The sequence below is a fragment of the Streptomyces sp. AC550_RSS872 genome, from assembly GCF_019049285.1.
GTDB lineage: Bacteria > Actinomycetota > Actinomycetes > Streptomycetales > Streptomycetaceae > Streptomyces.
In genome coordinates, this window is the sequence record NZ_JAGMUL010000028.1 from 24,654 (window position 1) to 47,615 (window position 22,962).

The 22,962-nt window shown below is 71.4% G+C and carries 18 protein-coding genes and 1 pseudogene; 18 read left to right on the forward strand and 1 reads right to left on the reverse strand.

The annotated features are described in order from the left end of the window. Positions 1-212: 212 nt before the first annotated feature. The 11 genes and pseudogenes from KUM44_RS14090 to KUM44_RS14140 all read left to right on the forward strand — a co-directional run. Positions 213-1,214, forward strand: coding sequence for an ATP-binding cassette domain-containing protein (locus tag KUM44_RS14090; protein ID WP_374202036.1), 1,002 nt, complete (start codon positions 213-215; stop codon positions 1,212-1,214). Next, positions 1,211-2,014, forward strand: a complete 804-nt coding sequence (locus tag KUM44_RS14095) for an ABC transporter permease (RefSeq protein ID WP_217208197.1) — start codon at positions 1,211-1,213, stop codon at positions 2,012-2,014. The genes KUM44_RS14090 and KUM44_RS14095 overlap by 4 nt, the downstream gene beginning before the upstream one ends. Positions 2,015-2,035: 21 nt before the next feature. Then, the gene (gene sbnA / locus KUM44_RS14100; RefSeq protein ID WP_217208198.1) at positions 2,036-3,016 is read left to right on the forward strand and encodes a 2,3-diaminopropionate biosynthesis protein SbnA; all 981 of its coding nucleotides are present in this window, start codon (positions 2,036-2,038) and stop codon (positions 3,014-3,016) included. Beyond that, positions 3,013-8,301: a non-ribosomal peptide synthetase gene (locus tag KUM44_RS14105; RefSeq protein ID WP_217208199.1), complete on the forward strand. Its 5,289-nt coding sequence runs from the start codon at positions 3,013-3,015 to the stop codon at positions 8,299-8,301. Before sbnA ends, KUM44_RS14105 begins: the two co-directional genes overlap by 4 nt. A gap of 68 nt (positions 8,302-8,369) precedes the next feature. Beyond that, positions 8,370-8,591 (forward strand): MbtH family protein, encoded by a 222-nt coding sequence (locus KUM44_RS14110; protein ID WP_217208200.1) that lies wholly within the window; start codon positions 8,370-8,372, stop codon positions 8,589-8,591. A 32-nt stretch (positions 8,592-8,623) separates the two neighbouring features. Next, positions 8,624-8,881 carry an acyl carrier protein gene (locus KUM44_RS14115; protein WP_217208201.1) on the forward strand — a complete coding sequence of 86 codons (258 nt, stop codon included), beginning with the start codon at positions 8,624-8,626 and terminating at the stop codon, positions 8,879-8,881. Continuing rightward, complete coding sequence (locus tag KUM44_RS14120) at positions 8,878-10,164, forward strand: beta-ketoacyl synthase (RefSeq protein ID WP_217208202.1); 1,287 nt, start codon at positions 8,878-8,880, stop codon at positions 10,162-10,164. Before KUM44_RS14115 ends, KUM44_RS14120 begins: the two co-directional genes overlap by 4 nt. Beyond that, positions 10,161-11,234, forward strand: a complete 1,074-nt coding sequence (locus KUM44_RS14125) for a beta-ketoacyl synthase N-terminal-like domain-containing protein (RefSeq protein WP_217208203.1) — start codon at positions 10,161-10,163, stop codon at positions 11,232-11,234. Before KUM44_RS14120 ends, KUM44_RS14125 begins: the two co-directional genes overlap by 4 nt. Beyond that, positions 11,231-11,983, forward strand: a complete 753-nt coding sequence (gene fabG, locus KUM44_RS14130; RefSeq protein ID WP_217208204.1) for a 3-oxoacyl-[acyl-carrier-protein] reductase — start codon at positions 11,231-11,233, stop codon at positions 11,981-11,983. The genes KUM44_RS14125 and fabG overlap by 4 nt, the downstream gene beginning before the upstream one ends. Beyond that, positions 11,980-12,663 carry a 4'-phosphopantetheinyl transferase superfamily protein gene (locus KUM44_RS14135; protein ID WP_217208205.1) on the forward strand — a complete coding sequence of 228 codons (684 nt, stop codon included), beginning with the start codon at positions 11,980-11,982 and terminating at the stop codon, positions 12,661-12,663. The genes fabG and KUM44_RS14135 overlap by 4 nt, the downstream gene beginning before the upstream one ends. Further along, positions 12,660-13,604, forward strand: a pseudogene (locus tag KUM44_RS14140) (hydroxyacid dehydrogenase); the annotation flags it as partial. The gene KUM44_RS14135 and the pseudogene KUM44_RS14140, both read left to right, overlap by 4 nt. Positions 13,605-13,669: 65 nt before the next feature. On the opposite strand, the gene KUM44_RS14145 reads toward KUM44_RS14140, so the two are convergent. Then, positions 13,670-14,728 carry a LuxR C-terminal-related transcriptional regulator gene (locus KUM44_RS14145; protein WP_217208207.1) on the reverse strand — a complete coding sequence of 353 codons (1,059 nt, stop codon included), beginning with the start codon at positions 14,726-14,728 and terminating at the stop codon, positions 13,670-13,672. Between the two features lie 143 nt (positions 14,729-14,871). Between KUM44_RS14145 and KUM44_RS14150 the strand changes: the two genes are divergently transcribed. The 7 genes from KUM44_RS14150 to KUM44_RS14180 all read left to right on the forward strand — a co-directional run bounded on the left by KUM44_RS14150 (position 14,872) and on the right by KUM44_RS14180 (position 22,896). Then, positions 14,872-15,222, forward strand: a complete 351-nt coding sequence (locus tag KUM44_RS14150) for a hypothetical protein (protein WP_217208208.1) — start codon at positions 14,872-14,874, stop codon at positions 15,220-15,222. An 88-nt stretch (positions 15,223-15,310) separates the two neighbouring features. Continuing rightward, positions 15,311-15,589, forward strand: coding sequence for a hypothetical protein (locus KUM44_RS14155; RefSeq protein WP_217208209.1), 279 nt, complete (start codon positions 15,311-15,313; stop codon positions 15,587-15,589). Positions 15,590-15,591: 2 nt separating this feature from the next. After that, positions 15,592-15,864: a chorismate mutase gene (locus tag KUM44_RS14160; RefSeq protein ID WP_217208210.1), complete on the forward strand. Its 273-nt coding sequence runs from the start codon at positions 15,592-15,594 to the stop codon at positions 15,862-15,864. A gap of 96 nt (positions 15,865-15,960) precedes the next feature. Further along, the gene (locus tag KUM44_RS14165; protein ID WP_217208211.1) at positions 15,961-20,109 is read left to right on the forward strand and encodes a non-ribosomal peptide synthetase; all 4,149 of its coding nucleotides are present in this window, start codon (positions 15,961-15,963) and stop codon (positions 20,107-20,109) included. Continuing rightward, a complete protein-coding gene (locus KUM44_RS14170; protein ID WP_217208212.1) occupies positions 20,109-20,891 on the forward strand; it encodes an SDR family NAD(P)-dependent oxidoreductase in 783 nt (260 codons plus the stop codon). The genes KUM44_RS14165 and KUM44_RS14170 overlap by 1 nt, the downstream gene beginning before the upstream one ends. Then, positions 20,888-21,925 carry a 3-oxoacyl-ACP synthase III family protein gene (locus tag KUM44_RS14175; RefSeq protein WP_217208213.1) on the forward strand — a complete coding sequence of 346 codons (1,038 nt, stop codon included), beginning with the start codon at positions 20,888-20,890 and terminating at the stop codon, positions 21,923-21,925. The genes KUM44_RS14170 and KUM44_RS14175 overlap by 4 nt, the downstream gene beginning before the upstream one ends. Before the next feature lie 8 nt (positions 21,926-21,933). Beyond that, positions 21,934-22,896 (forward strand): zinc-binding dehydrogenase, encoded by a 963-nt coding sequence (locus tag KUM44_RS14180; protein WP_217208214.1) that lies wholly within the window; start codon positions 21,934-21,936, stop codon positions 22,894-22,896. Positions 22,897-22,962: the final 66 nt, after the last annotated feature.

The window sequence follows — 22,962 nt, forward strand, 5'->3', positions numbered from 1 at the left end:
GAATGCCGCTGCAACATCCTGCCAGCGCGTCAAGATCCGCAGGTCGGCAGCATGCTGCACCGGCAGTCTGCGGCCACCGCCGAACGGCTCGATCCGGCCACGGTGGCGGTTAGGTTCCTACTCGTCCCAGCAATTCACCGATGCGGCAATTCACTGCTGCGGCGCTGCGCCGAATCAGCTGAATGCATCCGATCCTTGAAAGGGGGAATTCCGTGAACACCGCGATCGAGGCCGGAGGGCTGACGAAGCAGTACGGCAGCCACCGCGCCCTGGACGGCGTGGACCTGGCGGTCGAAGCGGGCACGGTGCTCGGCCTGCTCGGACCCAACGGCGCGGGCAAGACCACCACGGTCCGCACGCTCGCCACCCTGCTCGAACCCGATGCGGGCACAGCGCGCGTCGCGGGCTTCGACATCGTGCGGCAGCGCCGCGAGGTGCGCCGCCGGATCGGTCTCGCCGGCCAGTACGCCGCGGTCGACGAGCTTCTCACCGGCCGCGAGAACCTGATCCTGCTCGGCAGGCTGCTGCGGCTCGGCCGCAGGGGCGCGGGCGTCCGAGCCGCCGAACTGCTCACGCAGTTCGAGCTGGAGGCCGCCGCCGACAAACCCGCCAAGGAGTACTCGGGCGGTATGCGGCGTCGGCTCGATCTGGCCGTGAGCCTGATCGCGGCGCCCGAGGTGCTCTTCCTCGACGAGCCCACCACCGGACTCGACCCGGCCAGCCGGGCCACGTTGTGGCGGATGGTGCAGGACCAGGTCGCCCAGGGCGTCACGGTCCTGCTGACCACCCAGTACCTGGAGGAGGCCGACTTCCTCGCCGACCGGATCCTGGTCGTCGACCGGGGCCGGGTGATCGCCGAGGGCACCTCCGACGAGCTCAAGCGGAAGGTCGGCGGTGAGCGCCTGGAGGTGGCCGTCGCCGATGCCGCAGCGCTCGCGCAGGCAGCGTCCGTCCTTGCGCCGCTCGCGGTGAGCGCGCCGCAGCTGGACGAGCGGCAGCGCACCCTCCACGTACAACTACCGAACGGCATGGGCGCGTTGGCGTCCGCGGCGACCGCGCTGGAGTACGCGGGAGTCGGCGTCGAGGAGTTCGCGCTGCGGCGTCCCTCGCTCGACGACGTGTTCTTCCATCTGACCGGAGAGCTTGCCGGCGTACCGGCCACAGAGAAGGCACAGAAGACAGAGAAAGCACAGAAAGCGGAGGCCGCCCGATGAGCTCGGCACTTGCCCACGGCGGCGATGTAGCGGCCCTCACCGGCCGGCACCTGCGCCATCTGCGGCGCACCCCGGAGAAGATCATCGGTGTGGCGCTCACACCCGTCGCGATGGTCGTGATCCTCGGCTATCTCTTCGCGACGGTCGTCCAGGTGAAGAACACCGGCGCCAGTTACCGCGAATACATCATGGCCGGTGTCTTCGCCCAGGTCGGGCTCTCCTGTATCGGTATCACCGCGATCGGTGTGGCCGGCGATCTCGGCAAGGGACTGATCGACCGGTTCCGTTCCCTGCCGATGGGGCGGGCCACGGTCCTGGTCAGCCATACGCTCGCCGATCTCGCTGCGGCCGCCCTGAGCATCGCGCTCGTGGCCGTCACGGGGCTCGCGGTCGGCTGGCGGGTACACGGCAGCTTCGCCGAGAACGCCACCGGATTCCTTCTGCTGCTCGGCTTCGCCTACGCGATGCTCTGGGTCGGCGCGCTCCTCGGCATGGTGATGCGCAACCTGGAGGCGATCAGCGGGGTCGCCGCCCTGATGCTGGTCCTGTTCTCCTTCCTCTCCAGCTCGTTCATGCCCCTGACCGGTCTGCCCGGCTGGCTGCGGGCGGTCGCCGAGTGGAATCCGGTCAGCGCGGTCTCGGAGGCCTGCCGTCAATTGTGGGGAAACACCGGCGCGGTCACATCCAGCAGCTTTCCGGTGGAGCATCCAGTGATCGTCTCGCTGATCAGCATCGGCCTGCTCATCGCCGTTCTCGTACCACTGAGCCTGCGTGTGTACCGCATATCGGCCACACGATGACCTTGTCTTCATGGGGGAACCATGCCGGTTATCTCGGCACCGCACGAATTCAACACCGAAGATCTATACGTCGATCTCCGGGAGATGTACGGATATCCGCTGCACCTCAAATGTGAGGGTTTCAACTTCGCCGGGTCCATCAAGCTCAAGGCCGCCGCGAGCATGATCGAGGCGGCCGAGCGCAGCGGGGCGCTCACCGAGGGTTCGACGCTCGTGGAGTCCTCGTCCGGGAATCTCGGGGTCGCGCTGAGCGTGATCGCCGCGGCCAAGGGCTACCACTTCATCTGCGTGGTCGACTCCCGGACCAACCCCGCGACGCGCAAGGTCATCGAGTCGCTCGGCAGCGAGGTGCACACCATCACGGAGCCGGCCGCGGAAGGCGGGTTCCTGGCGGCGCGGCTCGCGCACGTACGGGAGCTGCTCGCCCGCAGCCCGCGGGTGGTCTGGCTCAATCAGCACGCCAATCCGGACAACTGGCGGGCGCATTACCGCTCCACGGCCCCGCAGATCGAGAAGCAGTTCCCCGGTCTCGAGGTCCTGTTCGTCGGCGCAGGCACCACCGGCACCCTGATGGGCTGCGCCCGCTACTTCAAGGAGCTGCCGCGGCCCGTGACGGTGGTCGCGGTCGACAGCGTCGGCTCCGTCACGTTCGGCGGCCCGGCCGGTCCGCGCATGATTCCCGGGCTCGGTACGGGAGTTCGGCCCGCTCTGCTCGACACCTCGTACATCGACGACGTCGTACATGTCCCCGAGGCCGACACCGTGCGCGTCTGCCACACCCTCGCCCGCGGCGGATTCCTCTTCGGCGGTTCCACCGGGACGGTCGTGAGCGGTGCGCTGCGCTGGCTCGCCGAGCACCGCCCGGGGCAGAACGCCTCGGCGGTCGCCATCGCCCCGGACCTGGGCGAGCGCTATCTCGACACCGTCTACCAGCCGAGCTGGGTGCGTGACGTGTACGGCATCGAACCGTCCGACCTTCCCTCTGGAGCACTGCAGTCATGACACCCACACCCCCCGCGCGGCAGCTGCCGCTCTCCGCCGCTCAGCGCGAGATGTGGTACGGGCAGCAGGCCGACCCGGGCAACCCGGTCTTCACCATGGGCGACTTCCTGGAGCTGCGTGGTCCGCTCGACACCGCCCGGTTCACCGCCGCTTGGCGGGGAGTGCTGCGGGAGGCCGGCACCCTGCGCGCCCGGTTCACCGAGCGCGACGGCGAGCCGCGCCAAGAGCTCGCGCCCGCCGGGGACTTCCCCGTCGAGACCCTCGACCTGTCGGATGAGGACCGGCCCCGGGACGCCGCCGAGGTCTTCATGCGCAAGGACCTGCTCACCACACCGGACCTGACGGCGGGCACGCTGCGCTCGGTGCTGCTGCGGCTCGGTCCCGAGCATGTGCTGTTCTACATCCGGGTCAACCACATCCTGGTCGACGGGTTCAGCCGCGTCCTCATCTACAACCGGCTCGCCGCGCTGTACGCGGACCCGGACGCCGAGGGCGCCTTCCCGGATCCCCTGACGCTCACGGACGACGAGGCCGCGTACGCGCAGACCGCCAAGTACCAAAAGGAGCAGGCCTTCTGGCAGGCCCGCTTCGACGAGCAGCCCGAACCGGTCAGCCTCTCGCAGCGGCCCGGCGGGCCCGCCCGCAGTTCGCTGCGGTGCGAGGCCGTGCTGCCCGCCGCCACGGTCGAGCGGCTGCGCGCGCTCGCCTGGGACTCCCGTATCACCTGGCAGACGCTCCTGATCGCGGCGACCGGCGCGTACGTCCAGCGGGCAGCCGGGGTGGACCGCGCCCTGCTCACCCTCGCGGTGCCGGCCCGCGCCACGGCTGCGGCCCGCGCCGTGCCGGGGATGCGCGCCAACTTCGTGCCGCATCCCGTACGGGTGCTGCCCGGCCGTACCGTAGCGGACTTCCTGCGCGACAGCGCCGGCGAACTGCGGGCCACGCTGCGCCACCAGAACTACCGGGGTGACCGGATCCGCCGCGACCTCGGCTTCACCGGTGACGCGGGCCGCTCGCTCGGACCGACCGTCAACGTCCTCGAATCGGGCTTCGACTACACCTTCGGCGCGTGCACCGGCCTCCTGCACAACCTGTCGACAGGGCCGGTCGAGGACCTCCAGATCATCTATCTCGACTCGGCCGAGGACGGTTACGCGGTACGCCTCGACGCCAACCCCTCGCGCTATACGCAGCAGGAGCTGGAGCTCCACCAGCGCCGCCTGTTCGGCTGGCTGCGCACACTGGCCGAGGCCGGACCGGACGCGGTGGCCGACCAGCTGGACGTACTGCTGCCGGAGGAGTCGGCGGCGGTGCGTGCGGCATGGGGCGCGACGGCGATCGACGAGCCCTACGCCGGGGTGGTGGAACGTGTACGGGCACTGGCCGTCGAGGAGCCCGACAAGACCGCGGTCCAGGATCCCCAGGGCTCTGTCCCCTACGGTGAACTGGTCGCTCTCGCCTCGGCGCTGAGCCGCCGACTGCTCGCTTGCGGGGCCGGTCCCGGCTCACGGGTGGCGATGCTGTGCGAGCCCGGGATTCCCTTCGTGACCGCAATCCTCGGGATACTGGGTGCCGGGGCGGCCTGGGTGCCGCTCGATCTGCGGGCACCCCAGGCCCGCACGGCCGCGCTGCTCGATGACAGCCGGGCCGATGTGCTCTACGTCGGGCCGGGCCAGGACACGACGGCCGCACAGATCCTCCAAGCGTCGGCCACCAGCCCCCAAGTGATCGCCTGGGACGGCGCGGCCGACAGCGAGCTGGTCCCGCCGGCCGGTGGCGCCGACGACCTGGCGTACATCATCTTCACCTCCGGCTCGACCGGACGCCCCAAGGGCGCCATGGTCCACCGCGCCGGCATGGTGAACCATCTCCTCGCCAAGGTCGACGACCTGCACATGACCGCCGGTGACGTGGTGGTCCACAACGCCCCCGTCACCTTCGACATCTCCGTATGGCAGATGCTCTCCCCCCTCATCGTCGGCGGCCGCCTGATCGTCGTCGACCGGGAGACAGCCGTCGATCCCCAGGAGCTCTTCGGGCGGATAGCAGCCGACAACGTCACCATCCTCGAAGTCGTCCCCTCCCTCCTGCGCGCCGCCGTCGACTCCTGGCAGGCGGGCACGCCCCGGCCGCCGCTGGGCACACTGCGCTCCCTGATGGTCACGGGCGAGGCCCTGCCCGCCGATCTCGCCGTCACCTGGCGCGAGTGGGAGCCCGGTATCCCGCTGGTGAACGCCTACGGACCCACCGAGTGCTCCGACGACGTCACCCACGCCATCATCACCCCGGACACCCCGCTAGACACCCGCGCACCGATCGGACACCCGGTCCGCAACACCCGCCTCTACATCCTCGACACAGCCCTGCAACCCGTACCCCCCGGCACCCCCGGCGAGCTCTACGTCGCCGGCACCGGCGTCGGACACGGCTACCTCCACGACCCCGCCAAAACCGCCACCACCTTCCTCGCCGACCCCCACGCACAACAACCCGGCACCCGCATGTACCGCACCGGCGACCGCGTACGCCAACGCCCCGACGGACAACTCGAATTCCTCGAACGCACCGACCACCAAGTCAAAATCCGCGGCCACCGCATCGAACTCGGCGAAATCGAAACCGCCCTACGCACCCTGCCCGGCATCACCGACGCCGCAGCCGCCGTCCACCACGGCCGCCTCACCGCCTACCTCATCGGCACCACCCACAAACCCAAAACCGCACTCGCCGCCGTCCTCCCCGACTACATGATCCCCAGCACCCTCCTCACCCTCGACACCCTCCCCCTCACCCCCAACGGCAAAATCGACCGCAAAGCACTCCCCGCACCTGACCCGGAAACCGTCACCACGGTCCCGGTGCGGCTGCCCCGTACGGAAACCGAGCGCGCCCTGTGCGAGATCTACGCGGCCGTGCTCGGACTGCCCTCCGTGGGCATCGACGACAGCTTCTTCGACCTCGGCGGCGACAGCATCCGCTCCATCGAGGTAGTCGCCGGTGCGCGGCGGGCGGGGCTGCGGGTCACCGCGGCCGATGTGTTCACGTACAAGTCGGTGGCCGCGCTGGCCACGGCCGTGCGCGCGGCGGAACCGGTCGAGATCGCCGGCACCGACGACGGCGTGGGCGAACTGGCGCCCACACCGGTGATGTTCCGGCTGCTCGAAGAGGGCGGTCCGCTCGACGGGTTCAACCAGTCCGTGGTCCTCACGACCCCCGCGGACCTGGACCTCGAGCGGCTCACCGGGGCGCTCCAGCGGGCCGTCGACCACCACGACGCGCTGCGCCTGCGGCTGACCGGCCACGGACCCGGCGACTGGCGGCTCGTGATCGGCGAGGTGGGCACGGTGGCGGTCGCTCCGCTCGTGAGCCGGATCGACGCGGGCCATCGCGCGTACGAGGACGAGGCGCTGCTGCGCCGGGCCGTCGCCGCACAGGCGGAGGCCGCCCGCGACCGGCTCGCCCCGAGGGACGGGATCACCGTGCAGGCCGTGTGGATCGACCGCGGAAGCAGCCTTCCGGGCCGGCTGATCCTGATGCTGCACCACCTCGTGGTCGACGGCGTCTCCTGGCGCGTGCTGCTGCCCGACCTGCTCACCGCGTACGAGCGCCCCGGCACCGCACTCGATCCGGTCGGCACCTCGCTGCGCCACTGGTCCCAGCTCCTGCACGCGCAGGCCACGGCGCGCACCCGTGAACTCCCGTACTGGATACAGCTGTTGTCCCGCACGGAGCAGCCGGTCGGTGCGCGGGCGCTGGATCCGGGCCGCGACACCTACGCCACCGCCAGGACGCTGCGGCTGACCCTGCCGGCCGAGCACACCGCACCGCTCCTGGAGCGCGCTCCCGCCGCGTTCCAGGCCGAGATCAACGATGTGCTGCTCGCCGGTCTGGATCTCGCGGTCGCCCAGTGGCGCGGCCGGAGCCTGCTCGTCGAGGTCGAGACCCACGGCCGCGAACAACTGCATCCGGGCATCGACCTGTCCCGTACGGCCGGCTGGTTCACCGGCACGCATCCGGTGCTGCTGCGGGCCGCCGCGCTCGGGGCCGAGCAGTCGGTCAAGGAGATGCGCGAGCAGCTAGCGGCGCTGCCCGACCACGGTCTCGGCCACGGCATCCTGCGCCACCTCGGCGAAGGGCCGGCTCCGGTGCCGGCGGTGAACCCGCAGCTCGGGTTCAACTACCTGGGCCGGTTCGCCGCGATGGAGTCGTACGACGGCGGCTGGGCGGCCGCGCCCGAGTCACGTGAGGCGTTCGCGGCGACCTGCGGCGGTCAGCCGCTCGGGCACACCATCGCGGTGGACGCGCTGGTCGAGGACGGTCCCGACGGGCCCGTGCTCGTCGCCAACTGGACCTGGGCGGGCGAGGTGCTCGAGCCCGCCGACGCAGGGGCGCTCGCCGAGGGCTGGTTCCGTGCGCTGCGCACCCTGGCCGAGCGGGCGGGTGAACTCGCGGCCACCCGGCCCGCCGAGAGCGCCGAGCGGCGGCCGGCCCTGCTCACCGAGGCGTTCGAACCGCTGCTGCCCATCCGGCCCGACGGCACCCGTGCGCCGCTGTTCTTCCTGCACGGCGGTGTCGGTCTCAGCTGGCCCTATCTCGGGCTCGCGGAACATCTGGCGAAGGAATTCCCCGTATTCGGATTCCAGGCGTCCGGAATTGTCACGGAAGCGCCCCTTCCGTCATCGATCGCGGAAATGGCCCGGGATTATGTGAGCAGAATTCTGGAAATCCAGCCCGAGGGACCTTACTATCTTCTCGGTTGGTCTTTCGGCGGACTGCTCGCCCATGCGGCGGCCACCCGTCTCGAAGCGCTCGGACACCGTGTCGCGCTGCTCGCCAACCTCGACAGCTACCCGGTCCCCGAGCCGGACGGCATCCCGGACGACCGGGCGCTGCTCGCGAAGATCCTCGAGTACTGCGGTTACGACGCGGCGACCCTCGCCGGCGGCGAGCCCACGCTCTCCGAGGTCCTCGCGCTGTTCCGGCGGGACGCCAACCCGCTGGCCGGCCTCGACGAGCAGCAGCTGGCCCGGCTCCTTCGGATCGTGCGCAACCACGCGGTCCTCAGCGCCGAGTTCACCCCGGACCGCTTCGGCGGTGACGTGCTCTTCCTGTCCGCCGCACACGGCACCGACGAGCAGTCACCCACGGTCGCGGAATGGGAGCCGTACATCGGCGGCCGTATATACCGGCACAGCATCGCATCGGACCACGACGGAATGATGCGGCCCGAGCCGCAGCGGGCGATCGGGCGCATCATCGCCGCGCATCTCGACCGAATGCAGTGAACGCACGGAACACGCTCAGGACGTATTCCGGCTGAATTCCCTTACGTATTGGCGAAGGAAGAGACCTCATGAAGAACAACCCGTTCGACGACGAGAACGGCACCTTCCTGGTGCTGGCCAACGACGAGGGCCAGCACTGCATCTGGCCCGAGTTCGCCGCCGTCCCGGCCGGCTGGACCACCCTGCTGCCGGCCGGACCCCGCCAGGCCGCGCTCGACCACATCGAGCGCACCTGGACCGACATGCGCCCCAAGTCCCTGACCGTCACCGCAACCCGAACCGTGGCCTGAGGACCAGGCCACCCCTCAGAGAGGCAACTGTCATGACCGTGAACACTCCCGTGGACGTCACCGCCGTCCGGGCCATCATCACCGACATCCTGGAGCTCGAGGACGACGAGCTCACCGGCACCAGCCTGTTCGTGGACGACCACGGCGCGGACTCCCTCGGCGCCATCGAGATCCTCTCCCGTATCGAGAAGGAGCTCGGCGTGGTCATCCCGCAGGACGACCTGGTCAGGCTGACCCACCTGGACGCCGTGCTCGAGGTGCTCGCGACGGCCGAACGGCGGCAGCCATGAGTACCGCCGAGGCCACGGGGGCCCCGCGCCGCGTCGTCCTCACCGGGTGCGGTGCGCTGTCCAGCGTCGGCGTCGGGGTCGCGGAGTTCACCTCGGCCCTGCGCGCCGGCCGGGTCGGCACCGGTGACATCACCGCCTTCGACACGACGGGCTTCCCCAGCCGTCGCGGCCACCAGGTGCACGGCTTCGACGCCGCGGCCCGGCTGCACCGGGTGCGGCCCGAACTCACGGGCCGCGCCACGCAGTTCGCGGCGGCGGCCGCCCGGATGGCGCTCGACGACGCCGGGCTCGACGAGGACTGGCTGCGCGAGCGGCGCGGCACCGTCGTCGTCGGCACCACCGACGGTGAGGTCGGCGAGCTGGATCTGCTCACCGAGTCGGCGCTCGCCATCGGGCTCGGCGCGTTCACCGGTACGTCCCTCGGCAGGACCGCCACCGGCAGTCTCGCGCTCGGTGTCGTCCGCGAACTCGCCCTGTCCGACGTGGAGTCGTCGACGATCGCCACCGCGTGCGCCGCCGGCAACTACGCGATCGGTGCCGGTTTCGACGCCGTGCGCGGCGGCCGGGCGGAGTGGGCCCTCGTGGGCGGTGCGGACGCGCTGAACCGCAAGACGTTCGCGGGCTTCACCCGGCTCGGCCTGATCGCCCCCGACGAGTGCCGGCCTTTCGACGCCGACCGCGTGGGCCTGCTCACCGGCGAGGGCGCGGGACTGCTGCTCCTGGAGACCGAGGAGTCGGCGCTCGCCCGCGGCGCGCACATCTACGCCGAGGTGCTCGGCTACGGCCTCAACTGCGACGCCGCGCACCCCACCGCACCCGAGGAGGACAGCGTGGCCCGCTGCATCCGCCTCGCCCTGGAGAACGCGTCGGTCAAGCCGGAGGAGGTCGACGTGATCTGCGCACACGGCACGGGCACGCCGACCAATGACACCACCGAGGTCGCCGCGATACGTCAGGTGTACGGGGACAAGGCGCCGCGCACGGTCGGCATCAAGGCGATGATCGGCCACACCATGGGCGCGGCCAGCGCCCTGGGCGCCATCGCGTCGGCGCTCGCCATCCGGCACGGGTTCGTGCCGCCGACGGCCAACCACCGCAGCACCGATCCGGACTGCGCCGTCGATGTCGTACCGAACGCGTCGGTGTCGGCCGATGTGCGGATCGTGCAGAACAACGGTCTGGCGTTCGGCGGCAACAACGCGGTGGTGCTGCTCGGCCGTCATGAAGGCACCGGCCGCGAGGACCCCCGCACCGAAAGCCCCCGAGGGGAGTACGTCCGATGAGTACCGCGGTCATCACCGCATGGTCGGCCGTGTCGCCGTACGGCACGGGCCGCGCACCGCTCGCGGCCGGTCTGCGCGAACGGACCGCACCGCCCGAGTCCGCCGGGCCCGAGGAGTGGACGGCGCGGCCGGACGCCACCGCCCGCCTCGTGCCCGGCTTCGAGGTCCGCGAGGCGCTCGGCAAGGCCGGCACCCGGGGCATGGACCGCCTGACCGGTCTCACCGCCGTGACCGTACGGGAGCTGCTCGCCGGGGAAACGGAGCAGCGGCCGGACGGCGGCCTCGGCACCGGTGTCGTGCTCGGCACGGCGGCCGGCAGCACCCAGGGGTTCATGGAGTTCACCAAGGCCTCCCTCGAAGGTGACCGTCCCATCGACGTGATGCCGTCGAGGATCCCCAACATGGCCATGAACAGGGCGGCTTCGGCCAGCGCGATCCGCCACACGCTCAAGGGACCCAACAGCACGGTCGCCGCGGGACGGCTCTCCGGCCTCGTCGCACTCGGCCAGGCGGTCCGGCTGCTCGCCGACGGGCGGGCCGAGCGGGTGCTCGCCGGTTCGGCCGAGGAGTACTCGGCCACCCGCGCCCACCTCACCCACGCGGCGCACGGGGAGGACCTCGTGCTCGGCGAGGGGTGTGTGATGGTGCTCCTCGAACCCGGGGACAGCGCGGCCGGTGAGCCGCTGGCCGAGGTACTCGCGGTGCACCACCGGGTGGCGCCGCAGGGCGAGTTCGCCCAGGTGCTCACCGCGGCGGTGCACGCCTCGCTCGCCGAGGCGGGTGTCGCGCCCGCCGCGGTCTGGGCGGCCGTACCGGGCCAGGCCCCGGGTGCGGCGGGTGAGCAGGAACGGATCGTGCACGAGGCCCTGTTCGACGCGGACGTACGCGAGCGCACGGCCTCCGTCGCGCTGCTCGGCGAGACGGCCGCCGCCACCGGTGCGTTCCAGCTCGCGGCTCTGCTGTCCGAGCCGGGTGAGCCGGGCCGTATCGCCCTGGTCACGGCCACCGATCCGGACGGTCCCGTGGGCTGCGCCGTCCTGCGGCTCCTGACGGACGGAGCGAGCGCATGAGCGGCTCCGCGCAGGGGAGTTCACGTCCGGTCGCCCTGATCAGCGGCGGCTCCCGCGGCATCGGACGGGCCGTCGCCCTGCGGCTCGCCGAGGACGGGCACGACATCTCGTTCTGCTTCCGCGGCGACGAACAGGCTGCCGCGAACCTGGAGAAGGAGCTGGCCGAGCGGGGTGCCCGGGCGCTCGCGCGGCGTGTCGACGTCACGGACGCGGCAGCCGTACGGGACTGGGTGGACGTCACTGAGCGGGACTTCGGACCCATCGCGGTCGCGGTCACCTCGGCCGGCATCACCCGGGACAAACCGCTCCTGATGATGTCCGACAGCGACTGGCACGACGTCGTGGACACCAATCTGGACGGTGTGTACCACGTGTGCCGGTCCGTGGTGTTCCCCATGATGAAGCGCCGGGGCGGCAGCATCGTCACCGTCGCCTCGGTCTCCGGTCTGTACGGCAACGCGGGGCAGACCAACTACGCCGCGTCCAAGGCCGGGATCATCGCGTTGTCCCGCTCGCTCGCGAAGGAGGTCGGACGGCGCGGCATCCGGGTCAACGCGGTGGCGCCCGGCCTGATCGACACCGATATGTCGGCCGTGCTCGACGATCAGGTCAAGGAGCAGGTCACCGAGCGGACGGCCCTGGGCAGGACCGGGCTCGCGGCCGAGGTCGCCGAGGTCGTGGCGTTCCTGGCCTCCGCGCGCGCCTCGTACGTCACCGGTGCGGTGCTGCCCGTGGACGGCGGGCTGTGACGGCCGGGGCCGCGGAGCCGGGAGACCGCTCGCCGGCACGGGTGCGCGTGCCGGCGATGCGGCCCGGGGAGTGCCGGCTGTGGTGGGCGTCGGCCCGGGACGCCCACCCGGGGCTGCGCGAGCTCCTCGACGAGGGCGAGCGCGCCTGTGCGGACCGGCTGCGCAAGCCGGCCGCGCGGGCGCTCCACCTCACCGCGCATGCGCTCGCCCGGTCCGTGGCCGCCGCGCACCTTGGCGTATCCGCACGGGAGTTGGTGCTGACCGTCGTCTGCAAGCAGTACGGCGGTCCGCACGGAAAGCCCGAACCGCCGCGGCCGCTCAGGCTCGCGCCCTACGAGCCGGAGACCGCACAACGGGTCCTCACCACACCCGAACGCAGCGCCCTCGCGGGCCTGCCGCCGGCGCGGCGGCCCACGGGCTTCGTGCGCTACCGGACCCGCAAGGAAGCCCTGCTCAAGTCGACCGGCGACGGGCTCGCGGTGGCGCCGGAGCTGCTGCATGTCACGGCGCCCGACGCCGCGCCCCGGCTGCTGTCCTGGTCGGGGCCCGCGCGCCCCCGGCTGCCCCGGCATCTGTACGACGGCTCCACCCTGCTCCCCGCACTGCGCGAAGCAACCGGCGTCCCCGCACCGCCTGTCCCCTCCACGCCCCTCCTCGCCGAAAGGCCACTCGCCTCATGAGTCCCCACGTCGCCCTCATCGCCGACGCGCTCAGCCCGCAGGCCACCGAGGTGCTCACCCGGGACGGCGCCGCCGAGGTGCGGCACGTCGACGGCACCGACCGGCCCGCGCTGCTCGCCGCGCTCGCCGAGGCCGATGCCGTCCTGGTGCGCTCCGCCACCCGGATCGACGCCGAGGCCCTCTCCGTCGCGCCCCGGCTCAAGGTCGTCGCACGGGCCGGGGTCGGCCTGGACAACGTGGACGTACCGGCCGCCACGGCCGCCGGTGTGCTCGTCGCGAACGCCCCCGCGTCCAACGTCGTCAGCGCCGCAGAGCACGCCGTGGCGCTGCTGCTCGCTCTCGCCCGCCACGTCCCGCAGGCGCACGCCGCGCTCAAGGACGGGCGCTGGGCGCGCAGTACGTACACCGGCACCGAACTGGCGGGCAAGACGCTCGGAGTGCTCGGGCTCGGCCGGATCGGCTCGCTCGTGGCGCGCCGCCTGTCCGCGTTCGACATGGAGGTGATCGCGTACGACCCGTACGCGGAGCAGACCCACGCGAAGAGTATCGGCGTACGCCTCACCACCCTTGACGAACTCCTGGCCAGGGCCCAGTTCCTGACGGTGCATCTGCCGCTGAACGAGCAGACCGCCGGCCTGCTCGGCTTCGACGCCTTTCAGTGTGTACGCACCGATCTGCGCCTGGTGAACGCGGCGCGCGGCGGCATCGTCGACGAGCAGGAGCTGTACGCGGCCCTCAAGGAGGGCCGGATCGCCGGCGCCGCCCTGGACGTCTACGCCGAGGAGCCCTGCACGGACTCCCCGCTGTTCGAGCTGGACAACGTGATCACCACGCCGCACCTGGGCGCGAGCACCCCCGAGGCCCAGGAGCGGGCCGGTACCCAGGCCGCCGAGTCGGTACTGCTCGCGCTCGCGGGCCTGCCCGTCCCCGACGCGGTCAACGCGCCGCGCGACGCACCCGTGCGTGCGCAGTGAGGCCGCCGAACGACGGTGCGCGCACGGCGAGTTCAGGCGTCGCCACGGACCTCCCCGGCGTCCTGGCCGACCCCCTCCCCCGTACCCTCACCGGCCGTCGCACCGGAGCCGAGCCACCCGCCCTCCATGGCCAGTGCCCCCGCCTGGAACCGGCTGCGGGCGCCGAGGCGGGCCATCAGATCGGCGGTGATCCGCCGGCCCGTACGCACCGAGACGCCGAGCTTGCGGGCGACGACGTCATCGGTGTGGCCGTCGAAGAGCAGGTCGAGAACGGCCTGTTCCTGTGGGGTGAGACCGTCCTGGGTCGCCGTCGCCGCCCTGCTGCCGCAGAGCGCCTGCGCCTGCTCCCAGGTCTGCTGGAAGAGCGACACCAGCGCGGTGACGACACCGGCTCCCTGGAGGACGAGGACCCCGCGCGCGGCGTCCTCGGGGTCGATGGGCACCATGGCGGCCCGGCGGTCGTAAATGATCATCCGCAGCGGCAGTTGGGGCAGCGCCCGCACCTCACCGCCGATGCCCTGGAGCCAGCGCGCGTACTGCATGGTCGCCGGGTCGTTGCGGATCGAGTCCAGGTAGATGTAGCGCACGTGCACACCGCGCTCCACCGCCGACTGGTCCAGCGGACGCGCCGCCTTCAGGGCCGCCGGCGTCTGGGCACCGCGCGGCGCGAAAACCTCGACGCTGCTCTCCGCCCCGTGCCCGAGCCGCTCGATCTGGGAGTTGATCGCGTCGAGGCCGATATAGCGGCGGACGTCGTCGGTCTGCGCCGTCTGCCCCTCGTCGTACTCGGTGAGCATCTGCGTAATGGCGAGCCGCGTCGCGGCGACCGCCTGTTGGCGCTGGGCCAGCTCCTGCTCCTGGCGCTGCAACAGGCCGGCGAGCCCGAACTCCGGGTTGACCAGGCGGACTTTGCCCGGCTCCTCCGAGGAATTCCGTACCAGTGTCAGTTCGGCGAGCCGGTCCAGGGTGGCCCTGGCGCGCTCGACGGGCCAGTCAAGCCCTTGCGCGATCTCCGTGACACCGGCCCTGGGCTGCTTCAGCAGGATGCGGTATACAGCCTCGGCATCCACGTCAAGCCCCAATTGCCCCATTGTTCAACTCCCCCCAGAGTTCCCCCGTTGACCGCACAGACAGCGTCGCAGTCTCCTCGACTATCGCAGCCCTGTTCGATCAGGGGCAACCTTACTGAGGGGTACGCGGTCTGGTGCACAGGAAATTCGCGGAGGCGCAACCCATGTTCCTCGTGACGGCAACCGTGCCCGCCGAGGCACTGCCCGGCGGGCCCGCGCTCGATGACCGGATCCGCCGACTTGCCCTGCCGGAAGATCAGTTAGAGCACATTCACGTGCTTCCCTCGGCCGACGGCGGAGCGCATGTGACCCTGTTCCTCGGCCATCCCGACAGCGAGGGAACCGAGGCCGCGGCGGCCCGTCTCGTGGCCCGCGCCCTGCCGGCGACCGCCGGAGCCGGACTCGACTGGGCGCCGGCCACCACCCTCGTGAGCGCCCTGGAACAGCTCGGCGCGGACGCCTGGGACCGCCCGCATGACAGGGAGTTGCCATCACAGGACCCTGACACTCGGTAATGCTGACGGGACTGGTCGTGAGTGTGAAACTCATGGAGATCGAGCACGAAACCGCACCGACGTGAAAATTACGGGGAGATATCACCGCATGCATGCCATCGTCCGTCATCGCCACCGCAGCATCGCCAAGCCCGCCGCCTGCCGGGCCGCCACCATCGCCCTGACCGTCCTCGCGGTCACCGTGCCCGCTTCGGCGGCCATGGCGGCGGAGCCCGCACCGGGGCAGGCCGTCGCCGCCTCGGCCGGGGAGGCAGCCCCGGGCCGGGCCATGTCCGCGATCGCCACGACCCTCGTCGACGCGACGCGCGAGACCGTCTCGGACGTCGTCGGTCTGCTGGCCCCCCTCGGCAACACCTGGGGAGGGTGACCATGGCCGCGAAGGAATCGACCACGCTCGCCGATGTCTCCGCCCTCCGCGCCGAACTCGACCTGGTGGACGCGGAGATCCGCGCCCTGATGGAACGCCGCCGGGATCTGTCCGGCGAAGTCCAGCGCAGCCGGATGCTGTCCGGGGGCACCCGCACGGACCTCACCCGCGAGATGCGGGTCATCTCCCCGTACGCGGACCAGTTCGGCCGGCCGGGGACCGCGGTCGCCATGGCGCTCCTGGAGATATGCCGGGGCGCGAGCGTCGCTCCGTAGCCCGCGGAATCTCTTTCGTGCCCGCACCTGTACACACACCTCACCGCGCAGGAGGGCCGGGTTCGCCCGGCCCTCCTCCCATGAGAGGGCTCCGACGTGACCGGTTCTTCTGCCGACGCAACTCCCAAGCTCGCCCTCACCGAAGGCCAGGCCGGAATCTGGTACGGAGGGCAGCTGGACGAGTCCGGGCTCGCCCACGCGTATGCGGAACTCCTGGACATCCAGGGGCCGTTGGACCCAGCGCTCCTTCAGAAGGCGATCCGCCGGGTCAGCACGGAAGCGGAGGCCCTCCGCACCTCCTTCGGGGAGGATCCGGACGGCCCGTGGCAACGGGTGCGGGCCCCGTCCGACCTCCACGTACCCCTCATCGACCTCACCGCCGGGACAGAGTCCCGGGAGGCGGAACCACGGGAGGCCGATCCGTGGGAGGCCGATCCGTGGGAAGCTGCTCAGCGCTGGATGCGGACGCGGATCGGCACCCCGCTCGATCCCGCCGCCGGAGAGGTCCAGCGGCACGCGATCCTGCGTCTGGCACCCCACCGGCACCTCTGGTTCTGGCAGTTGCACCACATCGTCTCCGACGGTGTGGGCTCACAGCTCCTCGCCTCCCGCGCGGCAGAGATCTACGCGGCCCTGGCCGCCCGCCAAGAGCCGTCCGCCACCCCCTTCGGCGCCCTGTCAGCCCTGGTCGAAGAGGACCGGCGCTATCGCGCGTCCGCCGACTTCCCCCGCGACCGGCGCTACTGGCGCGCCGAGTTCGCGGACCTGGAGCAGGTGCCGGGCCTCACCGACGCATCCCTGCCGCCGGCCGGCATCGCCCTCAGGGAGACCTGGACCGCCGACGACGAACTCCGGGACCTGCTCGGCGAGTTCTCCCGTGCGCACGGGGTGAAGTGGCCGCGCGTGGTGATCGCGGCCTTTGCGGCGTACACCGGCCGGATCACGGGTTCGCGCGACACGGTGCTGGGGCTTCCGGTCTCCAACCGTCACACGGCCGCGACCGCGACCACCCCGGGCATGGTCTCCAACATCATCCCGCTGCGGGTGCGGACCGATCCGGCCGACAGCTTCACCGACCTGCTGGGGCACGTGGCCGAGAGGATCGACGCGACCCGCCCGCACCGCCGGTACCGCTTCGAGGACATCCGGCGCGACCTGCGCAAGGAACGGGGAAGCGCCCGCGTCTTCGGCCCCACGGTCAACGTGCTCTCACTCGACGCCGCGCTGTCGTTCGGCCACAGCTCCGCGCAGCACCGCAATCTCGCGCCGGGCCCGATCGAGGACTTCATGCTGGGCGTCTACGAGACACCGCAGCGCCTCACCTTCACGATCGACGCCAACGCGGGCCTCTACTGCGCCGAAGACCTCAGGGATCACCGGACGAGGTTCGGGCAGTTCCTGCGCCGGGCCCTCACGGGTGCCGGCCGCCCGCTCGGTGAAATCGATCTGCTGAGCAAGGCGGAGCGGCGCGCGTTCCTGGCACCGCGCCCGCGCTCCGGGTCCCGTACCGGAGACAAGGCCCGCACCCTGGTGGACGCCTTCGAGACGCAGGTCTCCCGCACTCCGGACGCCGTCGCGGTGACCTGCGCGCCGGCGGCCCTGTCCTACGCGGAACTGAACGCTCGGGCCAACCAGTTGGCGCGGCTGCTCGTCGAGCAGGGCGCCGGGCCCGAGCGGCTGGTGGCCGTCTGCATGCCGCCGACCGTGGAGCTGGTGATCGCGCTCCTGGCCGTGCTCAAATCCGGAGCCGCCTACCTTCCCGTCGACCCGGAACAACCTCGGGACCGTATCGACTCCTTGCTCGCCGACGCGGAGCCCTTGCTCCTGCTCGCCACGTCCGACGGGCTCGCCACGTCCGGCGAGGCACCAGGTTCCCGCACGGCGGACCGGCTCGTCGTGGAGACCGACTCCGCGGCCACCCGGCGCCTCCTTGCCGGCCTCCCCGCGGACGATCTGCGCCCCGAGGACCGCGGCAACCCTCTGACCGGGGACAACGCGGCCTATGTCATCTACACCTCCGGCTCCACGGGCCGCCCCAAGGGGGTGGTCGTCCCGCACAAGAACGTGCTCGGCCTGTTCTCGGCCGCCCGGGAGCTGTTCGACTTCCACGCCGGCGACGTATGGACCATGGCCCACTCGTTCGCCTTCGACTTCTCCGTATGGGAACTCTGGGGGCCGCTGCTCCACGGGGGACGTCTCCTTCTGGTCCCCGCCACCACGCGCCGCGCACCGGACCGGCTGCTCCGGCTGCTCGTGGATGAAGCGGTCACCGTACTGAGTCAGACGCCCTCGGCGTTCTACCAGCTCCTTCAGACGCACAAGGATGATCTGCGGCTCGGGCGGCAACTGGCGCTCCGCTACGTCGTGTTCGGTGGTGAGGCGCTCGACATCCGCCGGCTCCAGGAGTGGTACGCGCTGCACGCGGACGACGGTCCGGTGCTCGTCAACATGTACGGGATCACCGAGACCACGGTCCATGCGAGCCATCTGCCGCTCGACAGGTCCCCGCTCTCCGCCCGGGGCGGCAGCCTCATCGGGCGGAGCCTGCCGGGTCTGGCCCTCTACGTACTCGACGAGAACCTGCGGCCGGTTCCCCCCGGCGTCACCGGCGAGCTCTACGTGGCCGGCGATCAAGTGGCCCGCGGGTACCTGCACCGGCCGGGACTCACCGCCACCCGCTTCCTCGCCGACCCCTTCGGCCCGCCCGGCTCCCGCATGTACCGCTCCGGCGACCTCGCCCGCCGCACTGCCGACGGGCTCCTCCAGTACGAGGGACGAGCGGACGATCAGGTGAAGCTCCGGGGCTTCCGGGTCGAACCGGGCGAGATCGAGGCGGAGTTGCTCGCCTGCCCGGAGGTCGAGGCGTGCTGTGTCGTCGTACGGAAGGACGCCGTCGGCGACGATGCCCTCGCGGCGTACGTGGTGCTTGCGGGGGCTGCGCGTGCTGGGGGTGGTGCGGGCAGCGCGGGGACTGCGGGCGCTGCGCACATGTCGGGCACGCGGGCGGCCGGTCTGCGGCATCGTCTGGCGCGCCGGCTGCCCGCCCACATGGTGCCGGCCACCGTGACGGCGATCGGACGCATCCCCCTCACCGCGAACGGGAAGCTCGACCGGCGGGCGCTGCCGGATCCCGTGTACGCCCGTGGACCACGGGACACTGCGGCGCCGACTCCCGGCGAGCAGGAGGTCGTCGACGCCTTCCGGCACGCACTGGGTGTCGCGGACCTCTCCGTCGAGGACGATTTCTTCGATCTGGGCGGCGACTCCTTCAAGGCCGTACGCCTGGCCCGCCGCCTGGGCCGGGGCGCCGCCGTCCTCGATGTGTTCCAGCACCCCACACCGCGGGCTCTGGCCCTGCGCGTCCGCGCACTTGAGAGCGCGCCCGCGGTGCACCGCATCCTGCGGCCGCTGACCGGGGACGGAGCCGGGACCGAGACCGGGGCCGAGGCAGCGGCCGAGGCCATCACTCTCGTCTGCATCCCCTACGGCGGCGGCACCGCCGCGGCCTACCACCGCCTCGCCGCCGAGCTGGCACCCGGGATCGTGACCTGGAGCGCCGCGCTGCCCGGACACGACCCGGCCCGGCGCCAGGAACCGCTCCTGGACCTGGACGAAACCGCCGACCTGATCGCCACCGAGATCAGCAGCTCACTGACCGGCGGCTCCCTGGCCGGCGGCTCCATCCGTGGCCCTTTCGCCCTGTACGGGCATTGCGCAGGCTCGGCGCTCGCGGTGGCCGTCACCCAGCGCCTGGAGAGGCAGGGCCATCGGCCGGCCGCCCTCTTCATCGGTGCCGCACTGCCGGCCACCGCGCCGGCCGAGGACCTGGAGCGCGCGCAGAGCTGGTCCGGGGACGCCCTGTACACGTACATGCAATCGCTCGGAGGATTCGACGGAGCGCTGGCGGACGCCGATCTGCGGACGGTCCTGGCGGCGATCCGGCACGACATGACGCAGGGTCTGCGTTTCCAGCTCCGGGCGGAGCAGACCCCGCAGCCGCCGCTGGCCACTCCGCTCCACGTCATCGTCGGCACGGACGACAGCGCCACCGAGGGCCATGCGCACGCGTACCTGAACTGGAAGCGCTTCGCCGCGCAGGTGGACCTGGCGGAGATCCACGGGGGCGGACACTACTTCGTCACCCACCGGCCCGCAGCGCTCGCCGCCCTCCTCGCCGAGCATCTCACCAGCCCCGGCCCCGCCCGTCTTCGCGACCAACTCGACGCCTCGGACCGGGAGTTCTGATGTCATCTGCCACGGTCGCCCTCGTCACCGGCGGCACCTCCGGTCTCGGCCTCGCGGTCGCCCGGCGGCTCCTGGCCGAAGGCGTCGTTCCGGTCGTCGTCGGCCGCAGCGAGGAACGCGGACAGCACGCGCGGGAATTCCTGGGCGGCCCGGCGGTATTCGTCCGCGCAGACGTCGCCAGTGAGCCGGATATGACGGCAGCCCTGGACATCGCGGAGCGGCTCGGTTCCCTGCGTATCGCCGTGAACTGCGCGGGAGTTCCCCACGCGGCAAAAGTCGTCGGGCGGGCGGGACCGCATTCCCTGAGCCAGTTCGTGGATGTCATGACGGCCAATCTCGTCGGCACCTTCAATGTCGTACGCCTGGCCGCCGAGCGGATGATGCGGAATGCGCCGCGCGGCCAAGAGCGCGGCGTCATCGTCAACACGGCCTCGCTGGCGGCCTTCGACGGGCAGGTGGGGCAGGCGGCCTATGCGGCGTCCAAGGGCGGCATGGTCTCCATGACGCTGCCGCTGGCCCGTGAACTGGCCGGTTCGCTCATCCGCGTCGTCACCGTCGCGCCGGGGTTCTTCGAGACCCCGGCGGTCGCCTCGGTGCCCGTCCGGGCCCGGCGGGAATTGGACCGCGATCTCGTGCATCCCCAACGGTGGGGAGATCCGGCCGAGTTCGCCGGCCTGGTCGCGCACATCATCGAGAACCCGATGATCAACGGAGAGACCATCCGCATCGACGGCGCGGTCCGTATGTCACCCGGATTACTCAGGAAGGCGAATACACCATGAACGGATCCGCCGGCGGTACGCACGGTCTCACCGGGGTGGGCATACGCTCCATCGGAGTGTGCGTCCCGGAGAACGAGGTCACCAACACCCAGCTCGTCGAGCGATTCGACACCACCGACGCCTGGATGCGCGAGCGGCTCGGTATCTTCAGCCGCCGCGTCGCGGGACCCGATGAATTCACCTCGGACCTCGGCCTCGGCGCCTTCGAGGACGCGTGCAAGCGGGCCGGTGTGGACCCGGCGAGCATCGATCTCCTGATCTGCTGCACCTCCACCCCCGACCACATGATCCCGGCCGTGGCGGCGCTGATCCTGCGCAAGGCGCAGATCCAGGGCGTCCCCGGATTCGATGTGAACGCCGGAGGCTGCGCCGGCGGCCTCTTCGGTCTGGATGTCGGCCACAAGTACATGCAGTCGGGGCAGTACGAGCGGGTGGCCGTCGTCGTCGCGGACACGGTGGCCCAGCTGAACGACCCCGAGGACCGGACCCAGCACGCGATCTTCGGGGACGGCGCCGCGTGCTATCTCCTGGAACGCTGCGCGGACAGTCCCGGCATCGGCCGGACGCTCCTCGGCACGGACCCGGAGGGCTACTACACGGCCTTCGTCGAACGCCTTGACGGCGATGGCCGGTTGAACCGCTTCAGCGGCGCGAACGTGACCCGCATGGACGGCCGGGGAGTCAAGGACTTCGCCCTCTCCGTGGTCCCCGGCTTCGTGTCGGAGGTGACCGCCCTCGGCGGTGTCACCCTCGATGACGTACGGCTGATCGTCACGCACCAGGCCAACCCCCGCCTCGTACGGGAGTTGGTCACCCGTCTCGGCCAGCCGGCGGACAAGACCGTCATCGTGGCCGACCGGTTCGGCAACACCAGCGGCTCCAGTGTGGTGATCGCGCTCGCCGAGGCCGAGCGGACGGGCCGGATCGGCCCGGGTGACGCCGTGCTGCTGCTCGGCTTCGGTGCCGGGATGAGTTACGCGGGCACGGTCGTCCACTGGTGCGGCAGCGAGAACTTTCCGCAGCGGGAGTGGTGAGGTCGCCCATGTTCGCCGCCTACGCCGCCGAAGTCGGACTGCGACAGCCGCTCCAGGGACTGCGGTTCGGGGAGCGGCCCGCTCCCCGGCCCCGCCCCGGCTGGAGCCGTGTCGAGGTCAGGGCCGCCTCGCTGAACCACCACGACCTGTGGTCACTGCGCGGCGTCGGCCTCGGCGCCGACCGGCTCCCCATGATCCTGGGCACGGACGCGGCCGGCATCGACGAGGACGGCAACGAGGTCGTCGTGCACCCGGTGATCGGCCTGACCGGCCACGGACTCGGCCCCGGGGAGCCCCGCTCGATCCTCACCGAGCACCACCAGGGCACCTTCGCCGAGTACGTCACCGTACCGACGTGGAATCTCGTCCCCAAGCCGGCGGAACTCTCCTTCGAGGAGGCGGCCTGCATGCCGACCGCGTGGCTGACCGCGTACCGCATGCTCTTCACGAAGGCCTGCGTGCGCCCCGGCGATGCGGTCCTCGTCCAGGGCGCGGGCGGCGGGGTGGCCACGGCGGCGATAGCGCTCGGCAGCGCCGCGGGCCTGCGCGTCTTCGCGACCGGCAGGGACGCACGCAAGCGCGGGCGAGCGCTGGAACTCGGCGCCGTCGCGGCCCTGGCACCCGGCGAACGACTGCCGCACCGCGTGGACGCCGTCATCGAAACCGTCGGCGCCGCCACCTGGTCCCACTCGGTGAAGTCGCTGCGCCCGGGCGGCACCCTGGTCATCTCGGGCGCCACGAGCGGCGACCGCCCCACGAACGCGGAGCTCTCCCACATCTTCTACCGGGAGCTCACCATCGCCGGCTCGACCGTCGCGACCAAGGACGAGCTGGCGAACCTTCTGTCGTTCTGCGTCTCGACCGGTGTACGCCCCACCATCGACACAACCCTCCCCCTCACCCGAGCCCACGAGGGCTTCGCCCACCTTCAGTCCGGCTCGCACTTCGGGAAGATCGTCTTCACGGTGTGAGACCTGATCACACCGGCACGGTCACCGCGATGTGCTCACCGCTGCCGAGGTGGAGCATCCCCTTGG

Bases quoted from the DNA above. Each gene is read 5' to 3' on its own strand.
- KUM44_RS14095 (WP_217208197.1), top strand. From the start codon at position 1,211: ATGAGCTCGGCACTTGCCCACGGCGGCGATGTAGCGGCCCTCACCGGC.
- sbnA (WP_217208198.1), top strand. From the start codon at position 2,036: ATGCCGGTTATCTCGGCACCGCACGAATTCAACACCGAAGATCTATAC.
- KUM44_RS14105 (WP_217208199.1), top strand. From the start codon at position 3,013: ATGACACCCACACCCCCCGCGCGGCAGCTGCCGCTCTCCGCCGCTCAG.
- KUM44_RS14110 (WP_217208200.1), top strand. From the start codon at position 8,370: ATGAAGAACAACCCGTTCGACGACGAGAACGGCACCTTCCTGGTGCTG.
- KUM44_RS14115 (WP_217208201.1), top strand. From the start codon at position 8,624: ATGACCGTGAACACTCCCGTGGACGTCACCGCCGTCCGGGCCATCATC.
- KUM44_RS14120 (WP_217208202.1), top strand. From the start codon at position 8,878: ATGAGTACCGCCGAGGCCACGGGGGCCCCGCGCCGCGTCGTCCTCACC.
- KUM44_RS14125 (WP_217208203.1), top strand. From the start codon at position 10,161: ATGAGTACCGCGGTCATCACCGCATGGTCGGCCGTGTCGCCGTACGGC.
- fabG (WP_217208204.1), top strand. From the start codon at position 11,231: ATGAGCGGCTCCGCGCAGGGGAGTTCACGTCCGGTCGCCCTGATCAGC.
- KUM44_RS14145 (WP_217208207.1), bottom strand. From the start codon at position 14,728: ATGGGGCAATTGGGGCTTGACGTGGATGCCGAGGCTGTATACCGCATC.
- KUM44_RS14150 (WP_217208208.1), top strand. From the start codon at position 14,872: ATGTTCCTCGTGACGGCAACCGTGCCCGCCGAGGCACTGCCCGGCGGG.
- KUM44_RS14155 (WP_217208209.1), top strand. From the start codon at position 15,311: ATGCATGCCATCGTCCGTCATCGCCACCGCAGCATCGCCAAGCCCGCC.
- KUM44_RS14160 (WP_217208210.1), top strand. From the start codon at position 15,592: ATGGCCGCGAAGGAATCGACCACGCTCGCCGATGTCTCCGCCCTCCGC.
- KUM44_RS14170 (WP_217208212.1), top strand. From the start codon at position 20,109: ATGTCATCTGCCACGGTCGCCCTCGTCACCGGCGGCACCTCCGGTCTC.
- KUM44_RS14175 (WP_217208213.1), top strand. From the start codon at position 20,888: ATGAACGGATCCGCCGGCGGTACGCACGGTCTCACCGGGGTGGGCATA.
- KUM44_RS14180 (WP_217208214.1), top strand. From the start codon at position 21,934: ATGTTCGCCGCCTACGCCGCCGAAGTCGGACTGCGACAGCCGCTCCAG.